Source organism: Polyangium sorediatum, assembly GCF_029946465.1.
GTDB lineage: Bacteria > Myxococcota_A > Polyangia > Polyangiales > Polyangiaceae > Polyangium > Polyangium fumosum.
Genome location: NZ_JARZHI010000002.1, coordinates 95,399 through 121,513, shown reverse-complemented (window position 1 = coordinate 121,513; position 26,115 = coordinate 95,399). Strand labels below are relative to the sequence as shown.

General features: G+C 70.8%; 16 protein-coding genes. 10 read left to right on the top strand and 6 right to left on the bottom strand.

Going from position 1 to position 26,115, the window contains the following annotated elements; genetic code table 11:
- Positions 1-43 precede the first annotated feature (43 nt).
- Positions 44-5,020 (bottom strand): AAA family ATPase, encoded by a 4,977-nt coding sequence (locus QHF89_RS02580; protein ID WP_284719954.1) that lies wholly within the window; start codon positions 5,018-5,020, stop codon positions 44-46.
- 184 nt (positions 5,021-5,204) lie between these two features.
- Here QHF89_RS02580 and QHF89_RS02575 point away from each other — a divergent pair, with 184 nt between their 5' ends.
- Both QHF89_RS02575 and QHF89_RS02570 read left to right on the top strand, forming a co-directional pair.
- Positions 5,205-5,567: a hypothetical protein gene (locus QHF89_RS02575; RefSeq protein ID WP_136966208.1), complete on the top strand. Its 363-nt coding sequence runs from the start codon at positions 5,205-5,207 to the stop codon at positions 5,565-5,567.
- A gap of 18 nt (positions 5,568-5,585) precedes the next feature.
- Positions 5,586-6,017, top strand: a complete 432-nt coding sequence (locus tag QHF89_RS02570) for an acyl-CoA thioesterase (protein WP_284719953.1) — start codon at positions 5,586-5,588, stop codon at positions 6,015-6,017.
- A gap of 94 nt (positions 6,018-6,111) precedes the next feature.
- On the opposite strand, the gene QHF89_RS02565 is transcribed toward QHF89_RS02570, so the two are convergent.
- On the bottom strand, positions 6,112-7,635 hold the full coding sequence (locus QHF89_RS02565; protein WP_284719952.1) for a leucine-rich repeat domain-containing protein: 1,524 nt from the start codon (positions 7,633-7,635) through the stop codon (positions 6,112-6,114).
- An 86-nt stretch (positions 7,636-7,721) separates the two neighbouring features.
- Between QHF89_RS02565 and QHF89_RS02560 the strand changes: the two genes are divergently transcribed.
- Together QHF89_RS02560 and QHF89_RS02555 are read left to right on the top strand one after the other, a co-directional pair.
- Positions 7,722-10,601 (top strand): VIT domain-containing protein, encoded by a 2,880-nt coding sequence (locus tag QHF89_RS02560; RefSeq protein ID WP_136966210.1) that lies wholly within the window; start codon positions 7,722-7,724, stop codon positions 10,599-10,601.
- Positions 10,602-10,671: 70 nt separating this feature from the next.
- On the top strand, positions 10,672-12,192 hold the full coding sequence (locus QHF89_RS02555) for a GMC family oxidoreductase (protein ID WP_284719951.1): 1,521 nt from the start codon (positions 10,672-10,674) through the stop codon (positions 12,190-12,192).
- Positions 12,193-12,584: 392 nt separating this feature from the next.
- Here QHF89_RS02555 and QHF89_RS02550 read toward each other — a convergent pair whose 3' ends face one another.
- Both QHF89_RS02550 and QHF89_RS02545 read right to left on the bottom strand, forming a co-directional pair.
- Positions 12,585-13,643, bottom strand: a complete 1,059-nt coding sequence (locus tag QHF89_RS02550) for a hypothetical protein (RefSeq protein ID WP_136966211.1) — start codon at positions 13,641-13,643, stop codon at positions 12,585-12,587.
- A gap of 16 nt (positions 13,644-13,659) precedes the next feature.
- Entirely contained in the window at positions 13,660-14,994 is a 1,335-nt protein-coding gene (locus tag QHF89_RS02545) for a hypothetical protein (protein ID WP_284719950.1), read from the bottom strand.
- Between the two features lie 175 nt (positions 14,995-15,169).
- On the opposite strand from QHF89_RS02545, the gene QHF89_RS02540 reads away from it, so the two are divergent.
- The 3 genes from QHF89_RS02540 to QHF89_RS02530 are packed head-to-tail and all read left to right on the top strand — an operon-like array spanning position 15,170 to position 20,285.
- Positions 15,170-17,677, top strand: a complete 2,508-nt coding sequence (locus QHF89_RS02540) for a S1 family peptidase (RefSeq protein ID WP_284719949.1) — start codon at positions 15,170-15,172, stop codon at positions 17,675-17,677.
- A 21-nt stretch (positions 17,678-17,698) separates the two neighbouring features.
- Entirely contained in the window at positions 17,699-19,801 is a 2,103-nt protein-coding gene (locus QHF89_RS02535; RefSeq protein ID WP_136966214.1) for a caspase family protein, read from the top strand.
- Between the two features lie 37 nt (positions 19,802-19,838).
- Complete coding sequence (locus tag QHF89_RS02530; RefSeq protein ID WP_136966215.1) at positions 19,839-20,285, top strand: CoA-binding protein; 447 nt, start codon at positions 19,839-19,841, stop codon at positions 20,283-20,285.
- 10 nt (positions 20,286-20,295) lie between these two features.
- Here QHF89_RS02530 and QHF89_RS02525 read toward each other — a convergent pair whose 3' ends face one another.
- Together QHF89_RS02525 and QHF89_RS02520 are read right to left on the bottom strand one after the other, a co-directional pair.
- The gene (locus QHF89_RS02525) at positions 20,296-20,694 is read right to left on the bottom strand and encodes a hypothetical protein (protein ID WP_136966216.1); all 399 of its coding nucleotides are present in this window, start codon (positions 20,692-20,694) and stop codon (positions 20,296-20,298) included.
- Between the two features lie 33 nt (positions 20,695-20,727).
- Positions 20,728-21,111 carry a hypothetical protein gene (locus QHF89_RS02520; RefSeq protein WP_136966217.1) on the bottom strand — a complete coding sequence of 128 codons (384 nt, stop codon included), beginning with the start codon at positions 21,109-21,111 and terminating at the stop codon, positions 20,728-20,730.
- 110 nt (positions 21,112-21,221) lie between these two features.
- Between QHF89_RS02520 and QHF89_RS02515 the strand changes: the two genes are divergently transcribed.
- From QHF89_RS02515 to QHF89_RS02505, 3 genes are all read left to right on the top strand, one after another.
- On the top strand, positions 21,222-23,942 hold the full coding sequence (locus QHF89_RS02515; RefSeq protein WP_284719948.1) for a protein kinase domain-containing protein: 2,721 nt from the start codon (positions 21,222-21,224) through the stop codon (positions 23,940-23,942).
- A 12-nt stretch (positions 23,943-23,954) separates the two neighbouring features.
- Positions 23,955-25,352, top strand: coding sequence for a sigma 54-interacting transcriptional regulator (locus QHF89_RS02510; RefSeq protein WP_136966219.1), 1,398 nt, complete (start codon positions 23,955-23,957; stop codon positions 25,350-25,352).
- A gap of 196 nt (positions 25,353-25,548) precedes the next feature.
- On the top strand, positions 25,549-26,091 hold the full coding sequence (locus tag QHF89_RS02505) for an AgmX/PglI C-terminal domain-containing protein (protein WP_284719947.1): 543 nt from the start codon (positions 25,549-25,551) through the stop codon (positions 26,089-26,091).
- Positions 26,092-26,115 lie beyond the last annotated feature (24 nt).

Sequence of the window (26,115 nt, the reverse complement as noted above, 5' to 3'; positions counted from 1 at the left end):
CGGAGCTCGCGATTGCCACGAAGGACCCCCGCGCGTTCGTCTGTCAGGACGACCTGACGCGGGTCCGGGAGAGCGCCCAGGCGACCGCGCCCTTCAAGGTCGCCCGGGTGGCGATCCCCTGCATCGCGTGGTCGAGGTCGACGAGCGTGCGCGCCACCGCGGCGCGAATGCCGGAGATGACGACCTCGGCCCCGAGCAGGCCCACGGCCGAGGCCGCGGCGACGAGCGCAGACGCGACGCTCGCCGAGGCCCCACGCACCCCCGTGATGTCGAGGATCAAGACACGCGCGCCGCTCGACGAGACGCCCGCGAGCGCCGCCGAGAGGATCGCGCCGGCCCGGCGCTCGTCGAGCACGCCGAGGAGGGGCATCACGACGATCCCGTCCGCGATGGGCAGGAGGGGCGCCGAGAGCTCGCGCAGGCGCTCCTCCTGCGCTTCGAGCATCGCGTCGTGGAGCGCCTCCTTTTCCCGCTCGGCGCGCTCGCGCTCGAGGAGCTCGCGTTCGAGCTCGGCGGTGCGCACCCGGACCTCGTGCTCCAGGCGCTCGTTCGCGAGCCGCTGCGCCTCGTGCATGCGCTGGATGCTCGCCACGAGCAGCGCATTCTCCACGGCAATCGCGGCCTGCGAGGAGAGGAAGGAGGCGACCGCGATGCGCGCGTCGTTGAAGACGTCGGCCACCGAGCGGTTCTCCAGGTAGAGCACGCCCGCGAGGCGGCCACGGTGGGCCATGGCGAGGCAGAGGAGCGACCTCGGCCGACGCTCGGCGAGGTACGGATCCTTGGAGAACCGATCAAATCCGCGGGAGCCGCCGAGCACGACGGGCGCGCGGGTCGCCGCGACCTCGTCGACGAGGTCGCGCGGCAGCTCCTCGCCGGCCACGCGCGCCGCCTCGACGCCGACGAGGACACGGTCGGGGTCGATCGTCATGGCCGCCTCGACGTGCAGGCCCGAGCCCCGATCGAGCAGGAGCACGGCGCGCTGGGCGCCCGCGGTCTCCACGATCACGCGCATGACCCGATCGAGCAGCACGTCGAGCACGATCTCCTCGGCGATGGCCCGCGTCGCGCGCATGACGGCGCCGAGATCGAACTCGCCCGCGAGCACGCCCGGCAAGGGCGCGGCCGAGGGGCCGACGCTGCGGCGCGGCAGGAGAAAGCCGTACCGCTCGCGGAGCATGTCGACCTTGGTGATCGCGCCCCAGCGGAGGTAGGCCTGGTACGCCTCGCCCATGTACGCCCGCGCGACCGTATCGCGGCGTCGTTCGAGGTGGAAACGCGCGGCGAGCTCGTTGGCGAGCGCCTCGTCCCGCGAGACGCCGCTCTCGGCGGCCGCGCGGACCGCCTTCTCGTAGAGCGAGAGCGCCGAGGCCTCGTCCCCCGCGGCGCGCGCGCGCTCGGCCGAGACGAGGAGCCATTTGCGCTCATAGTTTTCAGGACACCGCGCCGCGAGGGCCGCAAGGACGGACAGGATCACGTCCACCCGCGCGAGGCGGGACGCGCGCTCGGCGGGGAAGCCCGAGCTGTCGAGAAGGAGCGCGAGCGCGAGCCAGACGGGCAGGTCCGTCGCGAGGAACTCGCCTTCGACGTCGGCGAGGCCGGGCGTCGCCGCGAGCGCCTCGCGCGCCGCGCCCGCCGCGTCCTCGTGCAGGAGGAGGAGCTCGGCGCGGCGCGCGTGCCCGTAGAAGCGCGCCCGCGCGCGGCCCGCGCCCTCGTCGGCCGCGAAGAAGGTGGCCTCGTCGAAGTCGTCGCCGTCGAGGCTGCCGGGAGCGCGGGTCCGCCCGAGCAAACTGCGCACGGCCTGCAAGCTGACGCGCGCGGTGAGATCGGCGGCGACCTGGCCACACGGAGCGCGGTGCGCGAGGGCGAGGCTGCGCTCGGCCTCGTCGCAAGCGCGGGCGAGGTCGTCGCCGAGCTCGAAGCGCGCGGCGAGCACCTCCGCGGACGCGCGACAAGCCGTGGACATGTCGCCCACGGCGGCGGCTTGGCCCACGGCGCGGTGGAAATGGAAGAGCGCGAGGCGCCGGGGGCGGCGCGCGTGCAGGATCGAGCCGACCGCGAGGTGCACGCGACACGCGAGCGGCCCCTCGCCGAGGTCCTCCGCGAGCGCGAGGGCGACGTCGCCGAACGCCTGCCCCGCCTCGGAGAGCTCGGGAAGGACGAACAAAGCAGCGCCGTACGCCGCATAGCCCACGGCCGACGCCTCGGTGTTGCCGTGGGCCATGGACGCGCGCACCAGCGCGGCCGCGACGAGCCCCGTGGCCGAGCGGCTCACGGCGCTCGCAGGCGTGAGCACTTCGAGGAGGAGCGCCATCGTGGCCACGGCCTCCGGGTTCCGCGCGGCGGCGAGCGACAGGAGCGAGCCCGGCGCGCGGCCGGCGAGCTCCGCCTCGATCAATCGCGCCTCCTGGACGAGCGCGGCGCGCCGCTCGGCCTCGCTCTCCGGCACGACGAACGCGAGCGCGCCGAGGTCCCGCGCGCCCACGCGGAGCGCCTCGATCGGATGGTCGGCGGCGGCTTGCCGCGCGACCTCCAGCCGCTGCGCCTCGATCCGCTCGAGCTTCGTCCGCGCGCCCGCGGCGAGCGCGGCGACCAGCGCCTCGGCCGCGCCGCTCGGCTCGCGCGTGACGAGGCAGGCGCAGAGCTCGCGGGTCAGATCGAACCAGAGCGCGTGGGGCTCGTCCCCGGCGAGGGCCGCGAGCCCGGCCTCGAAGCAGCCGATCGCCTCGGCGAGCGCGCCGATCGCCTGGAGCCTCCGGCCCGCGAGCAGATCCCGCTCGGCGAGGGCGCGCCGCTTTCCCTCGTCCCGCATCGCCGCGAGCCCTCGGTTCTGCTGGCGGACGGCCGCCAGCATGTCGTGGTCGCCGTGCTCCCCGCGCGTGGCCAGGATCTCGCCGAGCCGCAGGTGCTCGTCTTGCCGCCGCGACGCGGGGATCCGTGCATACACGGCCTCGTGCACGCGCTCGTGGGAGAAGGCGTACGGCACGTCCCACGCCTCCCCCGGGGAAGGCGGCGCCGCGGAGGCGTGCGCGAAGCGGTAATCGGACGAGAGCGGCAGGACGAGGCCCGCTTCGAGCGCGGGCCAGAGGTCCTCGGCGACGGCGGCGGGCTCCCGCTCGGCCACGCACGCGAGTGTGCCGAGGTCGAAGCGCGGGCCGAGGCAGGCGGCGAGCTCCAGGATCCGCTGCGAACGCGCCGGCAGCGCCGCGACCCGCTCCCCGACGAGATCCCGCGCGCCCTCGGCGCCGAGGTGGTCGCGGACGAGCTCGACGTCCCAGCGAAAGGCGCCCGCGCCTGCGTCGAACCGCACGAACCCCTCGGCGTGGAGCGCGCGGAGGGCCTCGCGCAAGAGAAACGGGCTGCCGTGTGTGGCCGCCGCGAGCACGTCGGCGAGATCGGCGACGCGCTCCTCGGGCGCGCCGAGCGTATCGCCGAGCAACGCGCGCACGTCCGAGGGCGCGAGCGGACCGACCGCGATCTCCGTCACGGCGACGCCTGCTTGCCGCAGCTCGCGCACGTCGAGGAGCCGCGCCTCGTCAGAAGGGGCGTTCTCCCTTCGCGAGAGCACCACGCAGAGCTGCTTCGCCGCTGCGTCCGCGCAGACGACCCGCACCACGGCGATCGAGTCCGCGTCGGCCGCGCCGACATCGTCGAGAAAGAGCACGAGCGGGCCTTGCCGGCTCGCCGCGTCGAGCAGCGCGCGCACGAGCACCGCGAGCTTCCCGCTCGACGCGGCCGCCGACATTGGCGGTTGCACCTCCCGCTCGCCGAGGGCCGCTTCGAGCTCCGGGACGAGCGCGAACAGCGCCGCCGCGCCTGCGTCGACCGTCCGCGCGAGCTCCCGCAAAAAGGCGCGCGCGTCCTCGGGTGGCCCGCCGAGGATCCGCCGCACGAGGTCCCGCAGCGCCGACGACAAAAGCCCACACGGCGCGGGGCTCGCGAGCGCGTCGGCCCTGCCCTCGGCGAAGACCCCTCCGCGCAGCGCCGCCGCGCTCTCCAGCTCGCGCGCGAGCGTCGACTTGCCGACGCCTGCTGGCCCCGAGAGCACGATCACCCCGAGCCGCCCGGACGCGGCGCGCTCGAAGGCCTGGGCCATCTGCTGCCGCTCCCGCTCCCGCCCATAGAGCTTTTGCGGCAGCACGAGCTCCGCGCCGAGGTCGTGCCTGCCGAGGGGAAACGGCTCGATCCGTCCGTGTTGCTCCCACTGGGATGCGCAGTGCGCGAGGTCTGCTTCGAGCCCGCGCGCGCGCTGGTAACGATCGTCGGCCGATTTCGCGAGCAGCTTGACGAGGATGTCCGACACCACGCGTGGCAGCTCGGGCACGAGCACATGAGGCGGCACCGGGGCGCGCGCGATGTGGGCGTGCACGAGCTCCAGCGGCTCTTCCATCACGAACGGCAGCGCGCCGGTCGCGAGCTCGTACAACGTCACGCCGAGCGCATAGAGATCGGCGCGATGATCCACGACGCGGTTCATCCGGCCCGTTTGCTCCGGTGCCATGTACGCGAGCGTCCCTTCGATCGCCGAGGCGGCCGCGAGGCGCCCGTCTTCGCGCTGCAACCGCGACGCGTGCCCGAATCCGATGAGCTCCACCTCCAGCGTCCCGTCGTCGACCAGCAGATTCGCGGGGCAAACGTCCTTGTGCACGAGCCCCACGAGGTGCACGCGATCGAGCGCGCGCGCGATCGCAGCGCCGAGCCGGAGCAAAAGCCCCACATCTTGCCGCCCGCCGCGCAGCCGCTCGACGAGCGGCCGTTTGCCCGCGTCCGAAAGCACGAGCGCCACGCCGTTGCGGCACGGCGAAAGCCCGAGCGCCTCGGGCACGCAGGGAAGCACGAGCCCTCGCATCACCAGGAATTCGTGCCGGATCCGCGCCACGTCACGCGCGACCGGATAATCCTCGTTCAGCGCCTCCACGAGGACCGGCGCACCATCGACGTCCCGGTACCCTCGATAAAGCGTGGTCACCTCCCCCTCGAGGACGACCTCCGTGAGCGTGTGCCCCTCCAGCCAGAACCTCATCGGCCCAGCCATCCGTCCCCTCGCGCCTCGCGTCAACCGCGCTCGCAACCACGTTGGTCCGGAACGACCATACTTGTGACCCGCGACACAGGCATTCCGGATTGCTTTGCAGGCCGATTCTTGACGCGCCTCTGCGAAGCGGGCCGGGTATCGTACCGGGTCGAACCTCGCTGCGTTTGCCGTTATGGCCCAAGCACCTCCGCGCACGCCGCCCTCCGAAACGCCGCTCCCGCTCCTCGCGTCGGCGGGGCTCCTCGTGGCGCTCGTCGGCTCGGCGCTCGCGCACCGCTCGTTTTTCCTCGCCGGGTACCTCGCGCTCGTCGCGCTCGTGCCCGTCCTCCCGCGCGAACGATTGCGCGCGCTCGGCGTCGCCCTCGCGTGGATCGGCGTCGTCGTTTGTCTCGTCTCGATCGTCCTCGTCCCGCTCGGCGCGCGCGTCTCGGCCGTGTATCTCCCGGGCTGCGTCGTCCTCGTCGTCCGCGTCGCCGCCCTCCGCGCCGCGTCCACGCGCGCGTGGGCCCTCGGCGGACTGGATTCCTCCGGCTAGCTGCTACGCTCCGCCACCATGACCCGCTTTCACGAGACGCTCATGGGCGTCTACTTCGACGACCTCGACGCCTTCCAGATCCTGCACAACGCGCGGTATCTCCTCCTCTTCGAGCGCACGATCGGCTCCTTCTGGAAGCACCTCGGGTGGGGCGGTGTCCTCGACGCCCAGAAGAACCCCGACCAGTTCCACTTCGTCCGGGCGAACAACATCGAATACCTCCGCCCCGTCGTCGGCGTCCGCGACGTGCGCGTCCGCGTCTGGGTCGAGAAGCTCGGACGATCGAGCCTCGCCTTCGGCTTCCGCGTCCTGCCCACCGACCAGGACGAGGACTTCGCCCGCGGCACCCGCACCGTCGTGCGCGTCGATCCCACGACGCACCGGCCCGTCCCCTGGACCGACACCTTCCGCGCGACCCTCGAACCTTACCGCGCCGACCTCAACCCCTGAGCACCCAGGCGATCCCTGCCCGCAATGGGAAGGAGCGGCCGAGGGCCTCCTCCCGCGAATACCCGAACATCCGCGCGGCGTCGTCGCTTCCTCGTCATCGCGACGTGTCCCCGATGCGGCGGCTCTTCATCCCGCTCGCATGCGCGCCTTCGAGCAGTTGCTCCAGCACCTCGTGCCAGCCGAGCTGATCCCTCGCCACGAGATCGACCATCACGCCCACCGCGCTCCGCGTCGTCACACGCCGCCGCGGCGCCTGCATGAACACCAGCGTGTGGAGCCGCTCGAGCACCTCCTCGTCCACCGGCCGCAGCCGCCCCGCCGCCGGCAAACGCCCTCCACGCTCGCGCGCGAGCACCCACTTCGCGATCTCGACATCGTCGAGCCCCGTGTCGTCCCGCAGAATGTACACGTCCCCCAGCATTGCGCGGTACGTCGCTGCCCAATCGACGCACACCACGCGGGTCGTCGGCAGCGCGGCCGTGAGCGCCTCGACCTCGTCCGACCGGCCGAACGGCGTGTCCGTCAGGTCGAGCTCTTCGAGGTGCTTCATCGACCGCAGCACGGCCGGGACGCTCGCGAGCGGGATGCCTTGCAGCCACAAGAACTTCAGGCGCGAGAGCCTGCCGAGCGCCTCGGGCAGCGCCGTGATCCCCGTCAGCGACAGATCGAGCTCTTCGAGCCCCTCCAGCGTGAAGAGCACGTCCGGCGGCTTGCCGTCCCGCAGGCCCACGGGCGACCCGGCGAGCAGCAACGTCCGGAGCCCGGTCAGCCGCGCGAGCACGTCGGGCAGGCTTTCGAGCCACGTGCTTCGCAGGTCGAGCCGCCGGAGCGCGGCGAACGCAGCGACCTCCTCGGGCAACACGACGAGCGGGTTGTCGCCGAGCTCCAGCACTTCCATCTCGTCCCACGCGTGCCCCGCGAGCGGCAGCGCGCCGATGCGATTGCCCGCCACGTCGAGCGCGCGCAGCCGGAGCCCGGGGAGCATGCTCGGCAGCTCCGTGAGCCGGTTTCCGCGCAGCACGAGCGCCCGGAGCGCGCCGAGCTTGCCGATCGACGCGGGCAGCCCCGAGAGCCGGTTTTCCCCGAGGTCGAGCTTCTGGAGCGCCACGAGCGCGCCGAGATCACCGGGCAGCGCCTCGAACCCGAGCCCCGCGAGCCCGAGCTCCGTGAGGCCCGAGAGCGCGAGCACCGGCTCCGGGAACGCGTCGAGCGGGTTCTTCCCGAGCACGAGCGCCCGCAACGCCGACCGGTCCGCGAGCCACCGCGGCACGGACTCGACGCGGTTCTGGCCGAGATCGAGTGATACGAGCGCCGGCAGATCGGCCACGAACGAGGGCACGGCCTGGAGCTTGTTGTGGCTCAGCTCGAGGACGCGCAGCTTGTCGAGCCGCCCGAGCTTGCGGGGCAGGTCTTCGAGGGCGTTGCGTTCGAGCCGCAGGACCTCCAGCGACGTCAGCTCCCCGAGCCACGCGGGCACCTCGGTGAGGGCATTGCTCCCGAGGTCGAGCTCGACGAGGTTCCGGAGCGCGCGGATCACGGGGGGGACCTGGCCGAGCACGAGGCCACGCAGATCGAGCTTGCCCGTTTTTTCGGCGGTCCCGAGGCGTTCGGCCAGCATTACGCGCATGCTAGGAAGCCCTTGCTCTGCGCGTCAACCCTTGACGCCGGGGACCGATCCTGAAATGCGTGTGTGAGGAGGCGGGCATGATCACGCTGATCGTCGAGGACGCGAGGGGGCGCGAGACGCGCGAGGTGTTCGACAAGCCGATCCTCTACGTCGGCCGAGCGAGCACCTGCGACGTCGTCATCGGCGCGAACGGCACCTCGCGGTGCCATGCCCAGATCGAATGGCGAGACGGCCGGGTCTGCATCGAGGATCTCGGCTCGGTGAATGGCACGAACGTCAATGGCAAGCAAATCCAGAGCAAGATGGATCTGGCCCCCGACGACGTGATCGAGATCTGCGGGAGGCGCATGCGCATCGAGGCCGACCCCGCCGTCTGGCGCGAGCCGCGCAAACAGCCGTGGGGCCTGCCGCAAAAACGCAGGCGGCCGAGACAACCCACCCCGAACCACAACGGCGTGCTCCTTTCAGACGCGAACGAAGGCGATTTCCTCGCGGTCCGAGGCGTCACCGCCGACATCCACGTCGACGGGCTCCTCTCGCGGGCCCGCCTCGTCGTCACGTTCCACAATGATCTCGGCTGCACGCTGGAGGGCGACCTCGTCTTTCCGCTCCCGCCCATGGCCGCGCTGCGTGAGCTCGTCGTGAAGCTCGGCAGCCGCACCATCGAGGGCAACATCCGCGGGCGGGCCCGCGCCCGCGCCGACTACCAGCGCGCCGTCGAGGCGGGGCAATCGGCCGCGCTCGCCGAATCCGAGGGCGAAGACCTCGCGCGGCTGCGCATTGCCCCGATCGAGCCCGGCGAGGACGTCGAGGTCACGCTCACGCTCGATCAAATGCTCCTGCCGATCGCCGACGGCCACCGGCTCATCGTCCCGCTCACGTACATGCCGCGGTACGTGGAGGACGCGGCGAACGTCACGGAGACCGAGGCCGCGGCGCTCGATCGCCCGAGGCCGACGACGCTCGCCGCGCGGGCCCGCGTGGACATCACGATCGACGATGGTCCGGACGAACCCGCGACCCTTCGTTGCACCTCCCATTCCACGACCATGATGCATGCCGGCGCGCGCAAGCGGCGCATCGAGGTGCGCGACGCCCCGATCGACCGCGATTTGCAGATCGAGATCGCCAATCGACCCCGTGGCGACCAACCCGCCTTGTGGATCCGCCACGACACGACCGCGGGCCCCGATCAGAATGGCCCGTCGACGGCGATCGGCATCGTCCCGCCGGCGTTCGCGGACGAGGGACCCGTCCTTCCGCGCACCGTCACCTTCCTCGTCGATCGCTCCGGCTCGATGGGCGGCGCGCCCATGCAATCGGCCATCCGCGCCGTGCGCGGCGCCTTGCGCTCGCTCGGGCCCGACGATCGCTTCAACGTGATCGCGTTCGACGACCGACTCGAAGCCCTCGCGGTCGCGCCCGTCCCCTTCGACGACGAGCACCTCCAGGCCGCGGACGATTTCATCGGCCGCATCACCGCGCGCGGCGGCACGGAAGCATCCAGAGCCCTCCGCGCGGCGCTCTCGTCGCGGCTCGGCACCGAGGTCCCCGTCGCCACGACGAACCTCCCGCCCCCCGATCAGATCTACCGGCTCCGCATCGTCGTCTTCATGACCGACGGCGACGTCGCGAACGCCGCGAACGTCCTCAGGGCCGCGAAGGACCAGCTCCTCGACACGCGCCTGCACGTGCTCGGCATCGGCGAGTCCGTCCAGCATTCGATGCTCGCCGAGCTCGCGCAGCTCGGCGGCGGCACGTACACGCCCGTCACGACGAACGAGGACCTCGAGCGCGCGCTCGTGCGGCTCAAAAATGCGATCACCGCGCCGCTGTGGACGGGCATTCGGGTGTTCGTCGAGCGCGAGGGCGAACGGAAAAGCCCGAAGATGCTCGAACCCCCCGGCCCGATCGACCTCTTCGCCGCCGAGCCCGTCCTCTTCGCATTTCGCGGCCCCGTCGAGCCGGGCGATCGCCTCGTGCTCCTCGGCCAGCGCGCGGACGGCGAGGAGCAGCGCGTCGCCCTTTCGCTCGCCGTGCCCGCGGACGCGCGCGCGGAGGGCGCGGCCACGTTGTGGGCGCTGCTCCGCAACAAACGCCTCACGTATCGATTCGATCCGGACGACGACCCCACCCTCGAAGGCCTCGGGACCACGTTTGGCCTGGTCAACCGCACGGTCGCGCTCATCGGCGTGAATCCGGCCGATCGCAACGTGACGATCGAAGGAAAGGTCCCGGTCACCCTGCCCTTGCCGGCGAACGTGGCCGAGGAAGCCTTTTTTGCGAATGCGCTCCCTGGGTCGCCGCCTGCCCCCGCTGCACCCCGTTCGGCCGCACCCGCGCCGCCCGGCGGATTCGGCCCGCCGCCGCCCCCCGCCATGGGCGCGCCGCCGCCTTCCCCCGCAAGGCCGGCCCCACCGCCGCCGCCAAGGCTAGCCGTCCCCGGCGCGCCGACCCCGCCGCCCCCGGGCCGTGCCGCTGCCCCGGCCCCTGCTGTCGAAATGGCGAGGTCCGCGCCGCCCGCGGCCCCGCGCCTCACGAACGACGACGCCGGCCTCCGTGCGCTCCTCCTCCATCAAAAGGCCGACGGCCTCTTCGACGCCGATCTCGGCGCCACGCTCGCCGCCGTCGCCGCCCTCGTCACGCGGGGCCACACCGCCCGCGAGGGCCTCTTCCGCGCCGAGCTCCGCCGCACCACGGTCACCTTGCGCGGCAAGCTCGGTGGATTGTCCGCCGAGGACAAACACCTCGCCCTGCTCGCCCTCGCGTTCCTCACGATGCCCCACGGCGACCCTGCGCCCGATGGCCTCCCGGCCCCGATCGCCGCGTCCCTCACGGGCCTCTCGCTCACCGATCGCCCCGGCGCCGCCGCCAAGATCGGCGCCGCCCTCGGCCACCTGCCTTCCGGCTGGGCGGACAAGCCCCTCGCCGCCGAGGTGAAGCGGGTCTTCCTGTAAAACCGTTTGCCATGTTTCCCGGGCGTCCGGACGACGTGAACCGCCCCGAAAACATGGTAGGCTCGGGCCCATGCAAGCGGAGACCATCGTGGTGGGCGCCGGCTCGTCCGGCGCGGTGATCGCGGCCCGCGCGACCGAACGCGCGGATCGCGAGGTGCTGCTCGTCGAGGCGGGGCCCGATTATCCCCCGCGCGTGACGCTCCCCTCGGACCTCGTGGACGGCACCCGCAACTCGATCAACGCGCACGACTGGGGTTTTTCCTATTTTCCCATGCCGGGGCACAAGCCCTTCGTGTACCCCCGCGGCAAGGTCGTCGGCGGCTCCTCCGCGGTCAATACCTGCATCGCGCTCCGCGGCCAGCCCTACGATTACGACGAGTGGGCGGCGCTCGGCCTGCCCGAGTGGAGCTTCGAGAAGTGCCTGCCCGCCTTGAAGCGCCTCGAAGACGATCAGGACGTCCAGAATCGCTGGCACGGCCGCGGCGGCCCCCTCCCCATCCGGCGCCACCCGCCCGAGGAGCTCGCGCCTTTCCAGGTCGCCTTCATGGAAGCCTGCCGCGCCCTCGGGTTTCCGGCCTGCCCCGATCAAAACGACCCGGACCCGTTCGGCGTCGGCCCGCAGCCCATGAACAAGCTCGGCGGCGTCCGCATGAGCGCCGCGCGTTGTTACCTCGGCGAAGACGTCCGCCGCCGGGACAACCTCACGATCCGGCCGCACACCTCCGTGCGCCGCGTCCTCTTCCACAATGGCAAGGTCACGGGCCTCGAAGTCGAGACCTCGGGCAAGATCGAGGTCCTCGCGACGAACCACGTCGTCCTCGCGGCCGGCGCGATCGCCACGCCGGGGATCCTGATTCGTTCGGGGATCGGGCCGCGCGACTTGCTCGAACGGCTCGGCGTGGACGTCGTCTCCGACATCCCGGCCATCGGCGCGCGCCTCCTCGATCACCCGGGCTCCCTCGCGCTCTTCGTCCCGCGAAGCTACGAATTCGCGAGCATCCGGCATCCGCTCATTCAAACGGTGCTGCGATACACCTCGGAGGGCAGCCCCTTCCCGAGCGACATGCAGCTCCAGCCGTTCTCGTTTTTCGCCTGGCCGGGCAATTACATGCCGCTCGTCGGCATCTCCTGCTGCGTCGGCAAACCCCGCGGCCACGGCCGCATCACCTGGACCAGCGCCGACCCTTCCGCCAAACCCCGCATCGAGCTCGACATCATCCTCCACCCCGACGACCGCGCTTGCGCCGTCGAGGCCATGGAGCTCGCCGGCCACGTCGCGCGCACGAAGCCCATGCGCGACCTCGTCGTCCCTTTCTGGCCGAACGACCGCGTCCTCCGCGATCGAGCCGAAATCTCGCGCTGGATCGAATGGAGCTCCGGCTCCGGGTATCACCCCTCCGGCACCGTCCCCATGGGGCCGGAGGGAGATCCCGAGGCGGCCGTCGACGGCCGCGGCCACGTGCGCGGCGTCTCGGGCCTGGTCGTGGCGGACGCGAGCATCATGCCGACGATCGTAAGCACGAACACGAACGTCACGGCCTTGATGATCGGCGAGCGATTCGGGGAATGGCTGCGGGACGGGGGGCTTTAGCGCGACGCATCCAGGAGCCCGCTCGACATCGGCGTCGCCGAGCCCGTGATCGGGGTGCTGCCCCTTCGACATCGGAGTCGCCGAGCCCGTGATCGGAGTGTTGCCCCTTCGACATCGGAGTCGCCGAGCCTGTGATCGGGGTGCTGCCCCTTCGACATCGGAGTCGCCGAGCCCGTGATCGGAGTGCTGCCCCTTCGACATCGGAGTCGCCGAGCCCGTGATCGGAGTGCTGCCCCTTCGACATCGGAGTCGCCGAGCCCGTGATCGGAGTCCTCGCCCTTCGACATCGAAGTCAGCGAGCGCGTGGCGTGGGACGCGCCAGGGTGAGGTGGGGGATGGTGGGATCGCGACTGCGGTCGCGTAGATCCACGGGCTATGAGGCGAGGATGGGATCAGGGCCCGGGGCCGGGATCGGGAGCGGGATCGGGCCCGGGATCGGGCGCGGGGGCCTGATCGTAGATGCTCGGGCTGCATGTACCCCAGTTGGCATTGCAGCCCGTGAACCCGAGCGACTTGCAGTCGACCTTGTCGATCCGGCCGGCGTTGCAGACGACGATCGAATCGCCCTCGCACTTCGAGTTGTCCCCGTTGAAGGGCTCACACTCGTTCCCAAATCCGCAGAAGTACGACGCTCCCGCGCTGTTGCAGGCAGACCCCTTCACGAGCTTGTCGCAGTCGACCGCCTGCTCGCCTCCGTTGACGCAGGCGCGCAGCTCCGGACCGTCGCACGTGAGACCTGAGCTGTAGTCGATCGTGAGACCACCGCCCGTGTCCGACTGGCACGTCGCGCCCGTTCCCACGCACCCGACGCCGCCGAATTGCAGGTCCTTGCACGCGAGCCCGTAATCAGCGCAGACAGGGCCGCTCGTCTCCACCTCGCCCGAGCACACCCGGGGCGCGCCGTCCTGGCAAACCTCCTTGAACGTATCGTAGCTGCACGCCGGCCCAGCTTGAACGCTCGTGTCGACGCATTCCCTCGCCTCCTCGGAGCACGCGCGGCCGATGACGCTGCAATCGACCGTAAAGGCGAGCTGGTCGTCGCACACCTTGAGCACGTTGCCCGTGCAGGTGGGCATGCAAGGACCGGAGAGATCGACCTTCAGCCCGAGGCACTCCTCAATGGCCTTGCAGCCGTTGTTCTTGCTCGCGAGGCACTTCGTGTAGCTCCGGACGTCGAGGTCGTTGTTGACCCCACGCTCCGCATAGAAATCGCGGAGCCAACTGTCCACACGGTCGTCGGGAACGCAGCTCGCCATGAGGATCGCCGCTTTCAGGACGTCGTCCGGATCCTTGGCCCCGGGCGGATCGACCGGGGTGCCGCCGCCCGTGCCGCCAGAGCCGCCCGCGCCGCCGGAGCCGCCGGAGCCGCTGCCATTGCCGACCTCGGGTCCACACGCCAGGACGAACCCGGCGAGGACCGAAGCCAAGAGAACCGTCTTTCGATGGAGCATGGTCCTTTTCATCCGCTCAGTTCGCGCCGCCCGGGTCGCAGGCGAAGAGCACGGCGACCTTGGCCGCAGCGTCGTTCTTGAGCACGCCGCAGGTATCCGGGCAGAGGATGATCTGGTTCGCGGCCTTGTCGATGTAGAACGCATCCACCGCGCACGCCGCCGCGTCCGCGACCTGCTTGAATTGCTTGTTCGGGGACATGTCGCCGGGCGTGTAATCGACGACCACGCTGGCCAGATCGACGGTCGTGCCCTCGGGCGGATCGGGGATCCCGAATTCGCAGGCGACCTGCGCGCCGGCGACGACGCCTTCCGCGATCGCCTTGAACACGGCGTCGTACGAGGTCGTGTCGCAGAGCGGGAACTTGAGCCCGCCCGTGAGGTTGCTCAGGCCCTGATAGCCGGTGCCGGGATCGGCGGCCGTCGGGCACTTGCCCGTGATGACCGGGTCGGTGGGCTCGTACGGCTTGTCCGCCGGGTCGTTGTAGGCCATCGCGACGATGCTGTAGAAGCGATAGTTGCGATTCTCGGCGGTGCCGAAATTCTCCGGCGAGAGCGCGAGCAGCGCCGTGTCCCAGTTCGTCGCGGCCGTGTTCCCGCCGTTGACCGAGTTGCTGTCGTTGTAGGTCTTGCCGCCGTAGCTGCAGTTGACGCCGTCGTCCGTGAGCTCGATGAACGTCTTGAACGCGTCGGGCCGCAGCCACTCCTTCCAGCCCGTCGGCGCGAAGCCGTACTCGTCCTGCACGCCATACGTCGAGAGGACCTTGCAGAGCGAGTCGTGGCTCGCGACCTCGACGCTGTAGTGGTAGAATTTGCCGGGGTTGTTCACGGGCGACACCGGCGGGGGCGCGCAGCCGCCCGCGGGAATGCCGGAGAGCGGCGCCTCGATGCACACGCTCTGCGCGCTCGACGCGTTGCCGTGCCTCGCAATGAGGATGACACGGTAATCGAGCCCGCTCGCCTCGAGGATCTGCGCGAAGTTCTGGTTGATGTTGTTCTGAACGCCGATGATCTCGGCCGACATGCTGCCGGAGTTGTCGATCAGGACAATGACGTCGACCGGCTTCTTGACGAGCGTCGCCTCCGAGCTCTGGCTCACGCACGCGCTGTCCTCGGTCAGCCCGCCGTCCCCCGGCCCTGCGTCGAAGAAGTTGATGTCGCCGCCCTCACCGCCATTGCCGCTGCCCCCCTGCCCATTGCCGCCGCCGCCCTGCGACGAGCCGGACGAGTTGCCGCCCGTGTTGGCCGAGCCCGAGGCCGTGTTGTCCCCGCCCGAGCAGCCCACGCCGAGCGCCGCGCCGCCGAGAGAGAAAGCAGCGAACGCGCAAAGGAAGATGGTTTGTTTCGTGCGCATGTTATTCCTCCGAGGTCCAAGCATCGGGCAGCACGCTTCTGGATGCAAGGACTCGAAGCCTGCCACCTCGGCCTTCCCCCCAGGCCGCGCGAAGCCCCCTTCGCGGCCGGGGGTTTCTGAACGGACCCGAATTTGGTATGGGTTTCGAGCACGCGGGAGCGCTCGGAGGAGACACATGGGCAAGCGATGGTTCGGCAGGTGGGGCGGGTCCTCGGGGTACGTCGCGGTGATCCTCGGCTCTCTCGTCGCGGCGTGCGGCAGCGCATCGCCCGCCCCTCCGCCCGATCCCACGAACGCGAAGACGGGCCCGGCCCCCGCTGCGAAGGCTGCAAACGCCGAGAAACCGAAGGCCCAGGCGCCGAGCACCGCGCGTGTCCCGAGCCGCGGCATGCTCAACCTCTTGCGCCGCGCCGAACTTCTGCCGAGCCCCGACGCCGCCAGCACGAAAAGCGCACTCGCGTCCTTGCCCGAGGGTGGAAAGGGCGACGTGCGCGAGAACTACCGCGCCGTCGCGCCGGCCACCGTCATCATCCGGACGCCCACGGGCCTCGGCACCGGCGTGATCGTCGGCCCCACCGGCTGGATCCTCACGAACAACCACGTCATCGACAGCGGCGAGCGCGAGGACTTCCGCATCAAGGTCTCGGTCGAGCTCGGCAAGCTCGACAAATCGGGCGCCATGGAGCGCACGAACAAACCGGTCACGGCCTGGGTGCACAAGGCCGACCCGATGCGCGACCTCGCGATCATCAAGCTCGAAGGCACCCACAAGGACCTGCCCTTCATCCGCCCGGCCGCGAAGGATCCGGCCCCCGGCGAGCCCGTCGCGAGCCTCGGCCACGCCGGCTCGGGCCTCGTCTGGGCGATCAAGGACGGCGAGGTCGCGGCCGTCGGCAAGCTCGCCACGCACCTCTCGCAGCTCGTCTCGCTCGAGTGCAGCGGCGGCGAAGCCGCGGGCGACGACGCCTGCCCCAAGCGCAAGCAGGAGATGTTCGAGGGCCTGAAGAAGGTGCTCGAGCACGACAAACCCCTCATGGTCGTGCAATCCACCTGCCCGAACTGGCCGGGCGACAGCGGCGGCCCGCTCGTCAATCGCGGGAACGAGCTCGTCGGCCTGAACAGCTTCGGCTACGGCAACAGCGAGAACCGCGCGACCTTCCACGTGCACGTCTCGGAGATCCGCGCGTTCCTCTCGGAGATCCCGGTCCAGCCTGCAGACGTCCTGCCCGACCCGTGGTTCGACGGCGGCGAGGAGGCGACGATCGAGGACGCGGATCTCGACGGCCGTTACGACGTCCTACGCACCGAGGGCCGCGCGGCCATGGCGCGGTTTTACGACCTCGACCAGAGCACGATCGGCGAAGGCGCGGGCAAACCCGACGTCGCCGCGCTCTACGGCAAGCGCAGCTTCGACGCGGAGGTCATCTACCTGGCCACGCCGGACGGCAGCTTCGCCTGGTACGACACCGACGACGACGGCCGTTACGACGTGGTTCTTCACGACGAGCGGGGCTCGGGCCGCGTGACCCACGGCTACCGCATCGGCAAGAACGGCAAGCTCGGCCGAGACGACGCCCTCGGCTCGGGCGGGCCCCTGATCCAGCCGGATCTCGTGGCGCAGAGCGCGGAGCGGAGCGCGCTCGCGCGGCTCGGGTCGATCACGCTCGGCGCGTCGATGGTCGAGGCGCGCGGCGGCGAGCTCGCGGAGAACCTCCCGAGCCCGCTGCTCGGCGGCGGCCGCGAGGTCGCGATCGAGGACATGGACGGCGACGGCCGCACGGACACGCTCGTCACGCGCTCGGTCTACAGCCATGGGTTCGTCTTCGACGTCGATCAAGGCACGCTCGGCGAGGTGCACAAGAACGACGCGGCGCAGGCGCTCCTCGAAAAGCAGGCGGTGGACGCCGAGGCCACGATGATCGCGCAGGGCTCGCGGCTCTGGGTCTATTACGATCGAAACGACGACGGCAAATTCGATTTCCTCACGTACACGAGCCGCGTCGGCACGGGCGTCGCGCTCGAAGCGTACCGGCTCGGCGAGGACGGCCGGAAGGAGCCCGCGCCCGAGCACGTGGGCCGCAAGATGCTGCGCCCGCACCTGCTCGACAAGGACACGCTCGCGGCGCGGCTCGGCCGCGTGGTGACGCGCGCCATTCCCTCGGCTACCTCGGCGATCGCCGACGACGGGCTCGACTCCTTCCCGGATCCGCTGCGGCACGGCGGCATTTATTTCAGCTTCAGCGACACCTCGCGGTGGAGCGCGGCGTTCGGCCCGAAGACGGGCTGGGACAAAGCGGTGATCGTCGCGGCGGGCATGACGTCGACCTCGCTCCTCGTCGACGTGAACAAGGACAGCCCCGCCCCGGGCAAACTCTCGGCGCAGGAAGTGATCTCGGGCGGCAAGTTCAAGCCCGAGTTCGCGTTCCTGCACCGCGACGGCGCCGAGTGGACCTTTTACGACACGGACCAGGACGGCTATTACGACCTCGTTCTTTTCACGGGGGCGCCCTCCCTGGGCACGGCCGACCGCGCCTATCGCATCGACGCGAAGGGCGTGGTGACGATGGATCCCTCGCTCGCGGGCGGCAAGATGGTGCGGCCTTCGGTCTTCACGAAAAAGCCCACCCAGGCGCAGTTCAAGAAGGTCGCCGGCGAGCTGTTCCAGGCCCGATCGCTCGAATAGGAATCACCGAGGAGCTTGGCCATGAGCGTCGCATCGAGCCCCCTCGCAGGACTCTCGCTCGTATGGGCCGCGGACGGCGTTCGCCCCGAGGGCGCGACGCTCTGGCTCGATCGAAAGGCCGCGGCGGGGCACGATTCGCTCTCGCTGCTCGTCTTTCGCGACGAGGCCCCCTTCGCCGCCTCGGGGGCCGCGCTCGAAGGCGCCACGATCGCGATTCGCGCGTTCCCGCACCTCGATGAGGTCTGGGCGCTGTACCTGCTCGCGTGCAAGCGGCGCGGCGAGGCGCTCCCGCCCGCGTGGGAGGCGATGTGCCGGTATACGGGCGACGTGCGGCAGGGCCTTTGGCCGGACCGTGTCCCGCCCGAGCACGCGGTGCAGGCGGTCTATCTCGCGCTCGCGCAGCACCATTTGCTCGAAGACCCGCCGCGGCGGGAGACGTTCCTCGACGACGCGCTCGCGTTTTGCGCGATCGTCGGGAAAAAACTCGCCGCGGGCGCGCGCCTCTACGATGACGACCTCGTCGCGGGCGAGGCGCGCCTCGAACGGTTCGTCGCATTGCTCACGCAGGACCACAAGCTCTACGAAGAGGATCTCGGGCGGAGCCTCGGCTTCATGGCGGCCTTGCCGGGCTCGATGAGCGCCGGCGGCGCCGCGCGCACGCTCCCGCTCCTCTGCATTCAGCGGCCCGTCTCGACGCAATTCAAGCTGTGGGCGAGGACCGACGTCCGCGCGCCGGGCGGCCGCGGCTATCCGCTCCTGCTCGTCGAGCAGGACAAGCGGATGATCGTCTTGAGCGCCGATCCCGCGAGCCGCGCGAAGGTCGGGCTCCTGGCGAAGGCGCTCGGGGCGCGGGAAGCCCGGGCGCGCGCGGCGCAAGGCAAAGAGGCGGCGCCGTGGTACGACGGCAAGGACCACGGCGGTACGCTCGCGGCGGCGCCGCGGGAAGGGACGGCGCTCTCGTTCGAAGAGGTCGTCGCCTGCCTCGAAAAGGAATGGCGGCTCCGGCCCATTCGAAAGGGCCAAGGACGCGGCCGGCTCGTCGTGGTGGGCGCGCTCGCGGCAGCGGCGCTCGCCGGGGCGATCGGGCTCGGTTTTTTCCTGCGCAACCCCGACAAGCCCGCGCCGATCGCCGACGCGCGGCCTGCTGCGGTATCGGACGACGATCGCACCGGAGCGAACGCCCCCGCGAAGGAGGGCCGTCCGCGGGGCAGCAAGGGGGATCCGCTGCCCGCGGCGGAGGTGATCAGCCTCATCGCGAAAAACGACGGTCCTCGCTCGATCGAGCCTTATGCGCTCCTTGCGGGCGTGTGCGGCTACGAGGGCGAACACGCCTTGCATTCGCCCTGCCGCGACGCGCGGGCGATGCGGGATCTCCTCCTCCAAAAATACGGCTACAAGCGCGAGAACATCATCTACCTCGTCGACCAGCCCGCGCCGGGCGACAAGGCGGACGGCGCGCCCACGGCCGAGGGCCTCAAGCTCGCCGTGGAGAAATTCCGCGCGCGGTTCGGTGACAAGGAGGACAGCTCGTTCCTCTTTTATTATTCGGGCCACGGCGGCTACATCAAAGGCGCGCGCCAGGATTACGGCGTGCTCCAGCCCGCGGAGTTCTTCGGCAAACGCGCGAACCTGCCGAGTTCGCACAAGGGCTGGGACATGCAGGACCTCGTGAGCGACATCCGCAAAGGCGTGCCCTCGAAGCACGTGATGCTCCTGCTCGATTGTTGCTACAGCGGGTGGGCCGTGGGCGCGAAGGGGGACGACGAGCTCGAGACGCACCTCGGTTCTTTGTGGAAAGAGCGCGCCGAGGTCGTCTTGACCGCGGGCAGCAAAGGCCAGCGGGCGTGGGAGGACGACCCGGACGAGCGGTCGTGGGCCTGGGGCGGGCATTCGGCGATGACGGCGTTCGTCCTCGAAGGGCTCTCCGTCGCGGCCGCGGGGACGGCGGCGGCCGATACGAACCAGGATCACGTGGTGACGGACGAGGAGCTCGCGAAATTCGTCAAGGAGCGCGTGCCCCGCTCGGTGCAGGACAAGAAAGACGCCAAGCAGACGCCGACCCTCTTCCGCTTCGACGCGAGCTTGCCGAAGAGCGGCCAATTCCTGTTCGTCCCCAGGCCCTGACGTGCACGCGCCCGAACCCGTGATTAGGCTCCGCCGCATGGCCAACGCCGAACCGAAGGGTCGCATCGTCACGGACAGCCGGCGCATCGCGGAGATCGCCCGCGGCGCCAAGCGGGTCGCCGTCCTCGGCATCAAGACCGAACAGCAGTCCGAGCAGCCCGCCTTCTACGTGCCCGCGTATCTCCAGGGCGCGGGCGTCGAGATCGTCCCGGTCCCCGTGTATTACCCCGACGTCACGCGTATCCTCGGCCAGCCCGTGGTTCGGCGCCTCGCGGACGTGCCGGGCGAGATCGACATCCTCGACGTTTTCCGGCGCCCGAGCGACCTCCCGCCGCACGTGGACGACATCCTCGCCAAACGCCCGAAGGTCGTCTGGTTCCAGTCGGGCATCCGCAACGACGAGGTGGCCACGCGCCTCGCCGCTGCGGGGATCGAGGTCGTGCAGGACCGTTGCTTGATGGTCGAGCACCGGCACGCGCGCTGAAGCGATTCGACTATTTGGCGAGCTCGGCCTGGATGGCCTGGACGATGGGGTTCGTGTCGTAGCTGTCGTTCGGGTTCTGCGGATCGTCACCGGGGTAGGTCGACGAGGTCCACTGCGCCACGAGCGTTCCGTCCTTCGAGATCAGATACTTGTGGAAGTTCCACAAGGGCTCGATCGTCGGCGCGGGGCCGGGGTTTTGCTGCGCGAGGATCCATTGCCACACGGGCTGCGGCGCCTCGGGCCCTGCGCCGTCCGGATCCTTCACGTGGTCGATCGCGAATTGCTTGAAGCTCAAATGATAGCTGTCGATGCACCCGCCGATCTGCTCGTCCGAACCTCCTTGGTTGCCGAAATCGTTGCTCAAGAAGCCGAGCACGTGGAACGCCTGACCGCTGAACTTCTCCTCCAAGACCTGGAGGCCCGCATATTGCGGTGTGTAGCCTCAAGCGGCCGCGGTGTTGACGATGAGCAGGACCTCCCCGCGGTACTTGCAGAGCGGCACCGGTTCGAGGTCGTTCACGTCGTAGGACTCGACCGAATGCTCGTAGAGGCTGCCCGGCGCGGCGGGCGGGTCGCAGACGAAGCCCATCGCTCCGCCGGCGCCGCCGGATCCCACGCTCGCCGACGAGCTCGCCACCGCGCCCACGCTCGACGAGGACGAGGCGACCGTCGTCGTCCCCGCATTCCCGCCTGATCCCGGGCCTGCCACGCCTCCCGTGCCGCCCTCGCCGCCCGCGCTCTCTCCGCCGCCCGAAGAGCACGCGAATGCGCCGAGCGTGAGGGCCAGGGCGACGCACCACCGCTTCCCATCCTCCAAGATAACCATCTTGAACGCCTCTCCGCGGCCCGAGGCCGCTGGCAAAAGATTCGGCGAGTCTACCAAAAAGATACCTCGGACCGGAGACCTTGTGCAGAATGCGGGGTCGTCGAGTCGCGATGCTCCCCGAGAACACGGTCTTCGCCGGGCGTTACCGGATCGTACGTCGAATCGCAGCGGGCGGCATGGGCGAGGTCTACGAGGCGCGGCACCTCGAAACCGAGCGGCCCTCGGCGCTCAAGGTGATGCTGCCGCACGTCGCCGAGAGCGCGGCGCTGCGCGAGAGGTTCCGGCTCGAAGCGCGCGCCGCCGCGCTCGTCGAGAGCGCGCACGTCGTCGAGGTGCTCGACGCGGGCGTCGACGAGGCGACCGAGAGCCCGTTCCTCGTGATGGAGCTGCTGCGCGGCGAGGACCTCGGCCGCAGGAAAGCGCGGCTCGGGCCGCTGCCGCCCGAGGAGGTCGCGACGTGGATCACGCAGACCGCGCGTGGGCTCGACGCGCTGCACGCCGCGGCGATCGTGCATCGGGATCTGAAGCCTTCGAACCTCTTCGTCGCGGAGCGCGCGGGCGAGGCGCCGCGCATCAAGCTGCTCGATCTCGGCGTCGTGAAGCGCGTGGCCGAGACGGCGGGCTCGACCGCGGCCGTCGGAACGCCGTTCTACATGGCGCCCGAGCAGCTCCGAAACGGCAAGGTCGGTCCCCCGACGGACGTGTATGCGCTCGGCATGGTCGCGTATTCGTTGCTCGTCGGGCGCGAGTACTGGGCCGACGAGGCGAAGGCCTCGGAGAGCACGCTCTCGTTCGCGTTGACGACGCTCGACGGGCCGAAGGAGCCCGCGTCCGCCCGCGCGGCGCAGGCCGAGATCTCGCTCCCCGCCGCGTTCGACGCGTGGTTCGCGCAGGCGACGGCGAAGGAGGCCGAGGATCGTTTCCCGAGCGCGGGCGCGGCCGCCGAGGCGCTCGCGCGCGCGCTCGACGTGAAGGTCGAGGGCCCGACACGCGCGGCCCCGGAGGCGCCTCGGCGCGAGGTGTCATCGGAGGCGGAGACGATGCCCGCGCTCGCACCGGCGGAGCCTGCGACGCGGACGCTTTCCCTCGGGGGCGAGGAGAAGCTTGGCCCGCCAACCTCCAAGGTCGTCCCGGCGAAGGAGGCCGCGGCGATCTCGCAGGCGCCCGCGGACGAACCTTCCACGAAGGAGCGAGCGCTCGGGCGGAAGATCGCGGCGGCGCTCGGAATCGCGGCGCTCGCCGTGGGCGGCTTGGTGCTCCTGCGCCAGAGGACCGAGGCCCCCACGCCGCCGCCGAAGCCCGCGCCGCCCGTGATCGTCGAGGCCGTCGAATGCGCGGCCGCCACCATCACCGGGCCAGGCGCGACGGCCGCGCTCGGCGACGCGCTCGGCAAAGGGGCCTGCGCGCGCCTCGCGGTCGAGCTCGGCGTGATTTGGAAAAACGAGCCCGCCACGCGGCTCGACGTGAACGCCGAGATCGGCGAGGGCACCACGAAGGTCACGCTCGGGATCGCCGGCAAGAAGGCCGAAGGCAAGGGCGAGACGCCGATCGCCGCGACGAACGCCGCGATCCAGGCGCTCCTGCCTGCGCTGACGAGGCCGGCTCCGTCGAAGGAGCTCCTCGTGGTGTGGGGTGTCTCGGACGCGGCGAGCGCGTTCCGGATCGAGCGCCTGGTGCGGCGGCGCGCCTTTGGCTTCGCGGCGCGGGACGGCGTCGAGACGGAGGCGCTCGTGCAAACGAACCCGACGTCGGTCGTGGCGCACACGCTGCTCGCGTGTGATCTGCGGAGCCACGCCGATCCGGCCCGCGCCACGGCGGCGAAGGAGAAAGCGCTCAGCCGCCTCGCGGACGTGCCCAAGGGCCGCGCGAGCGTGCTCGAAGGCCTGCTCCGTACGTACGTGCAGCCCGCGAACGACGACGAGGTCGGGCGGGGCGTGTCGCTCTTGATCCAATCGTACGGCGAGCTCGCGGAGGACCCGGATTTCGCGGCGCTCTACACGTCGTGTGGGTGCATCTTGACGGATCAGACATTGCCGATGACGGATTGGCTGGCCAAACGATGGCCCACGCTGGCGCTGCCGATCCTGCGCTGCGCGTTCCCTTGGGCGGACGAGGACGCCGCGCGGCTCTCGCGTTTCCTCGGCTGGACGAGCGCGACGCTGCCGGAGCTGCGGGGCCTGTGGGTCGAGACGTTGCTCCGCGCCGGCCGGATCGAGGAGGCGCGCGAAGCAGAGGAAATCCGGCGGACCCTCGGCGTGGAGTCGGCGACGCGCGCGGCGCTCGCGCGGGATCGGGCGCTCATCGCGTTCGCCTCGCTCGATGGGGCGGCGGCGATCGCGGCCGCGGAGGAGATGCTCGGCGAGCCCGATCCCGAGGCGAACCACGAAGGCGCCGCGCTGCGCATCGACGCGATGCTCCTGTCCGGCCGCGTGGACGATGCCCTCGCGGCGTCGAAACTCGAAGCGGGTCGTCAGAAGGCGCTGGGACGCGAAAAACAAGCCAAGGTGCTCGCCGAGGACGACCTCCGAATCCGTCGCTTGCTCGGGCGCGAGAAAGGCGAACCACGCGCAGAAGGCGAGCGTGGCTCCTTGGAAGCGGCCCTCGCCCTGGAGGCGCGCGGCTCGAAACAAAAAGCGGAGGGCGCTTACCGGGATTGCCTCGTGGAGCCGTGGAGCGCGCCCTTCGACGCGATCGCGGCGCGCGTCCGGCTCGCGGAGATGCTCCGCGCGGCGGGCAAGGCGGACGAGGCCCGCTCGCTCGATGCCGTCGTGGACAAGGCCTGGGCCGGGGCGGATCCGGGCCTACGCGACTTCGTTCGCCGCATGAAGTAAAACGGCTCTGCGATGACGAGCAGCGACACGAAGACGCTCTCGCCGACGAGGGACGCCGGCAGTGATCGCGCGGCGATCCGCGCGCCGATCCTTCTCCTCTGCCTCGAGAGTCACCGCCCGTTCGCCCCCGCCGCGCGCCTCTCGCTCGCGGGCCTCGACGAGATCACCTTCGGCCGCGGCGCCGCGCGATCGTTCGAACGCGTACCACCGCGGCGGCTCGCCGTGCGCGTGGACGACGCCTGGATGTCCACGAACCACGCGCGCCTCGGGAAGGTCCTCGGCCGCTTCACGATCGAGGACAGCGGCTCGAAGAACGGCACGCGCGTGAACGGCGAGCCCGTCACCCGCGCGGCGCTCGCGGATGGAGATCTGATCGAGCTCGGCCGCACGTTCTTCGTGTTCCGCGAGGGGCTCGAGGTCGCGCCCGACGATCCGCCCGTCGTCGAGGTCTCCTCGGACGGGGCCAAGGCGCCCGGCCTCGCGACGCTCTTGCCCTCGCTCGCCCGTGCGTACGAGACGCTCGGGGTGATCGCGCGGGCGACGCTGCCGATCCTCGTGACGGGCGAGACGGGCACGGGCAAGGAGGTGACGGCGCGCGCGATCCACGCGCTCTCGGGGCGGCCGGGGGCCTACGTCGCGGTGAACTGCGGCGCGCTGCCGGAGTCACTCGTCGAGGCGGAGCTCTTTGGCCATCGGCGCGGCGCGTTCTCGGATGCGAAGGAGGATCGGCCGGGCCTCGTGCGCGCGGCGGATCGCGGCACGTTGTTCCTCGACGAGATCGGCGAGCTAAGGCCGCCCGCGCAGGCGGCGTTGCTCCGCGTGCTCGAAGAGCGCGAGGTGCGGCCGATCGGGGCGACGTCGCCGGTGAAGGTCGACGTGCGCTTCGTCTCGGCCACGAACCGCGGCCTCGAACGCATGGTGGAGGCGGGCACGTTCCGCGCGGACCTCTTCCACCGGCTCGCAGGCCATCGCATCGAGCTCTTGCCGCTGCGGGAGCGTCGCGAGGATCTGTGGCTCGTCGCGGCCTCGCTGATCGAGCGCCACGCGGGGGCCGACGCGGCGCGCGTGCGGCTGCATCCGTCGGCGGCGCGCGCGATGTTCGAGCATGTGTTCCCGGGCAACGCGCGCGAGCTGGAGAAGGTGCTCGGCGCGGCGCTCGCGCTCGCGGCCGGGGGCGAGGTCACGCTCGACCACCTGCCGCCCTGGGCGCGCGGCGAGGCCCCCACGGAGGAGCCTGCAACGGCGGCGAACGACGGCGCGGGCGAACCCTTGCGCGAGGAGCTGGTGCGGCTCTTCCGCGAGCACAAGGGCAACGTGTCGGCCGTGGCGCGCGTGATGGGCAAGGCGCGGATGCAGGTGCAGCGCTGGATGAAGCGGTACGGGATCGAGCCGGAGGCGTTCAAGAAGTAGGGGTGCAACGGGTGCAACGGGTGCAACAGGGGGGTGCAACGGGTGCAACCGCCACGCAGCACCCGGATGCAGCCGTGTTTCAGGGCGCCAGCCCACGAATCTCTGCGCTGCGGCGCCCTTTTGAGCTTGGCACGCTCGCTGCAATGCCTCCTCGACGAAGCCAACGATAACCCCGGCTGAAATGATGGAGGTTCCCATGACGACGCTCAAGCACTCGATCCTCTCGCTCACGATTGGCCTCTTCTCGGCGCTGTGCATCGGCGGCTGCGCGGCCGATGCGGCGGGCATCGACGAGAAAACGACGGCGGAGGCAGCCTCCGAGTCCGGCAATGCGAAGAGCGATTATGGTTATGAAATGAAAGACCTCCGCCTCGTCGCAGGCGAGGCCGTGCCCGCGGCGGACGCGGTGACGCCGGATGGGCGCGTCGCGCCGGAAGAGGTCCTGCGCCAGGCGAACACGAAGATCCCGGCGCTCCGGGCTTGTTATGCGGAGGCGCTGAAGAAGGAGCCCGGCCTCAGCGGCAAGGTCATCGTCCGGATGCACGTGGAGGCGAGCGGCGCAGTGAGCTCCTCGCGCGTGAGCGGCGGCTCGATCGGCGACGCGGCGCTCGGCACCTGCCTCGCGAAGGAGCTCGGCTCGATGACGCTGCCGGCCGCGACGAAGGGCGTGCTCGAGGTGATCTTTCCGATCGAGCTCGACCCCGCGGATCTCACGAAGGGCGCGCCCGCCGGCGCCTGATACCCGAGCGCTCGACATCGGGGC

Bases quoted from the DNA above. Each gene is read 5' to 3' on its own strand.
- QHF89_RS02580 (WP_284719954.1), bottom strand. From the start codon at position 5,020: ATGAGGTTCTGGCTGGAGGGGCACACGCTCACGGAGGTCGTCCTCGAG.
- QHF89_RS02575 (WP_136966208.1), top strand. From the start codon at position 5,205: ATGGCCCAAGCACCTCCGCGCACGCCGCCCTCCGAAACGCCGCTCCCG.
- QHF89_RS02570 (WP_284719953.1), top strand. From the start codon at position 5,586: ATGACCCGCTTTCACGAGACGCTCATGGGCGTCTACTTCGACGACCTC.
- QHF89_RS02565 (WP_284719952.1), bottom strand. From the start codon at position 7,635: ATGCTGGCCGAACGCCTCGGGACCGCCGAAAAAACGGGCAAGCTCGAT.
- QHF89_RS02560 (WP_136966210.1), top strand. From the start codon at position 7,722: ATGATCACGCTGATCGTCGAGGACGCGAGGGGGCGCGAGACGCGCGAG.
- QHF89_RS02555 (WP_284719951.1), top strand. From the start codon at position 10,672: ATGCAAGCGGAGACCATCGTGGTGGGCGCCGGCTCGTCCGGCGCGGTG.
- QHF89_RS02550 (WP_136966211.1), bottom strand. From the start codon at position 13,643: ATGCTCCATCGAAAGACGGTTCTCTTGGCTTCGGTCCTCGCCGGGTTC.
- QHF89_RS02545 (WP_284719950.1), bottom strand. From the start codon at position 14,994: ATGCGCACGAAACAAACCATCTTCCTTTGCGCGTTCGCTGCTTTCTCT.
- QHF89_RS02540 (WP_284719949.1), top strand. From the start codon at position 15,170: ATGGGCAAGCGATGGTTCGGCAGGTGGGGCGGGTCCTCGGGGTACGTC.
- QHF89_RS02535 (WP_136966214.1), top strand. From the start codon at position 17,699: ATGAGCGTCGCATCGAGCCCCCTCGCAGGACTCTCGCTCGTATGGGCC.
- QHF89_RS02530 (WP_136966215.1), top strand. From the start codon at position 19,839: ATGGCCAACGCCGAACCGAAGGGTCGCATCGTCACGGACAGCCGGCGC.
- QHF89_RS02520 (WP_136966217.1), bottom strand. From the start codon at position 21,111: ATGGTTATCTTGGAGGATGGGAAGCGGTGGTGCGTCGCCCTGGCCCTC.
- QHF89_RS02515 (WP_284719948.1), top strand. From the start codon at position 21,222: ATGCTCCCCGAGAACACGGTCTTCGCCGGGCGTTACCGGATCGTACGT.
- QHF89_RS02510 (WP_136966219.1), top strand. From the start codon at position 23,955: ATGACGAGCAGCGACACGAAGACGCTCTCGCCGACGAGGGACGCCGGC.
- QHF89_RS02505 (WP_284719947.1), top strand. From the start codon at position 25,549: ATGACGACGCTCAAGCACTCGATCCTCTCGCTCACGATTGGCCTCTTC.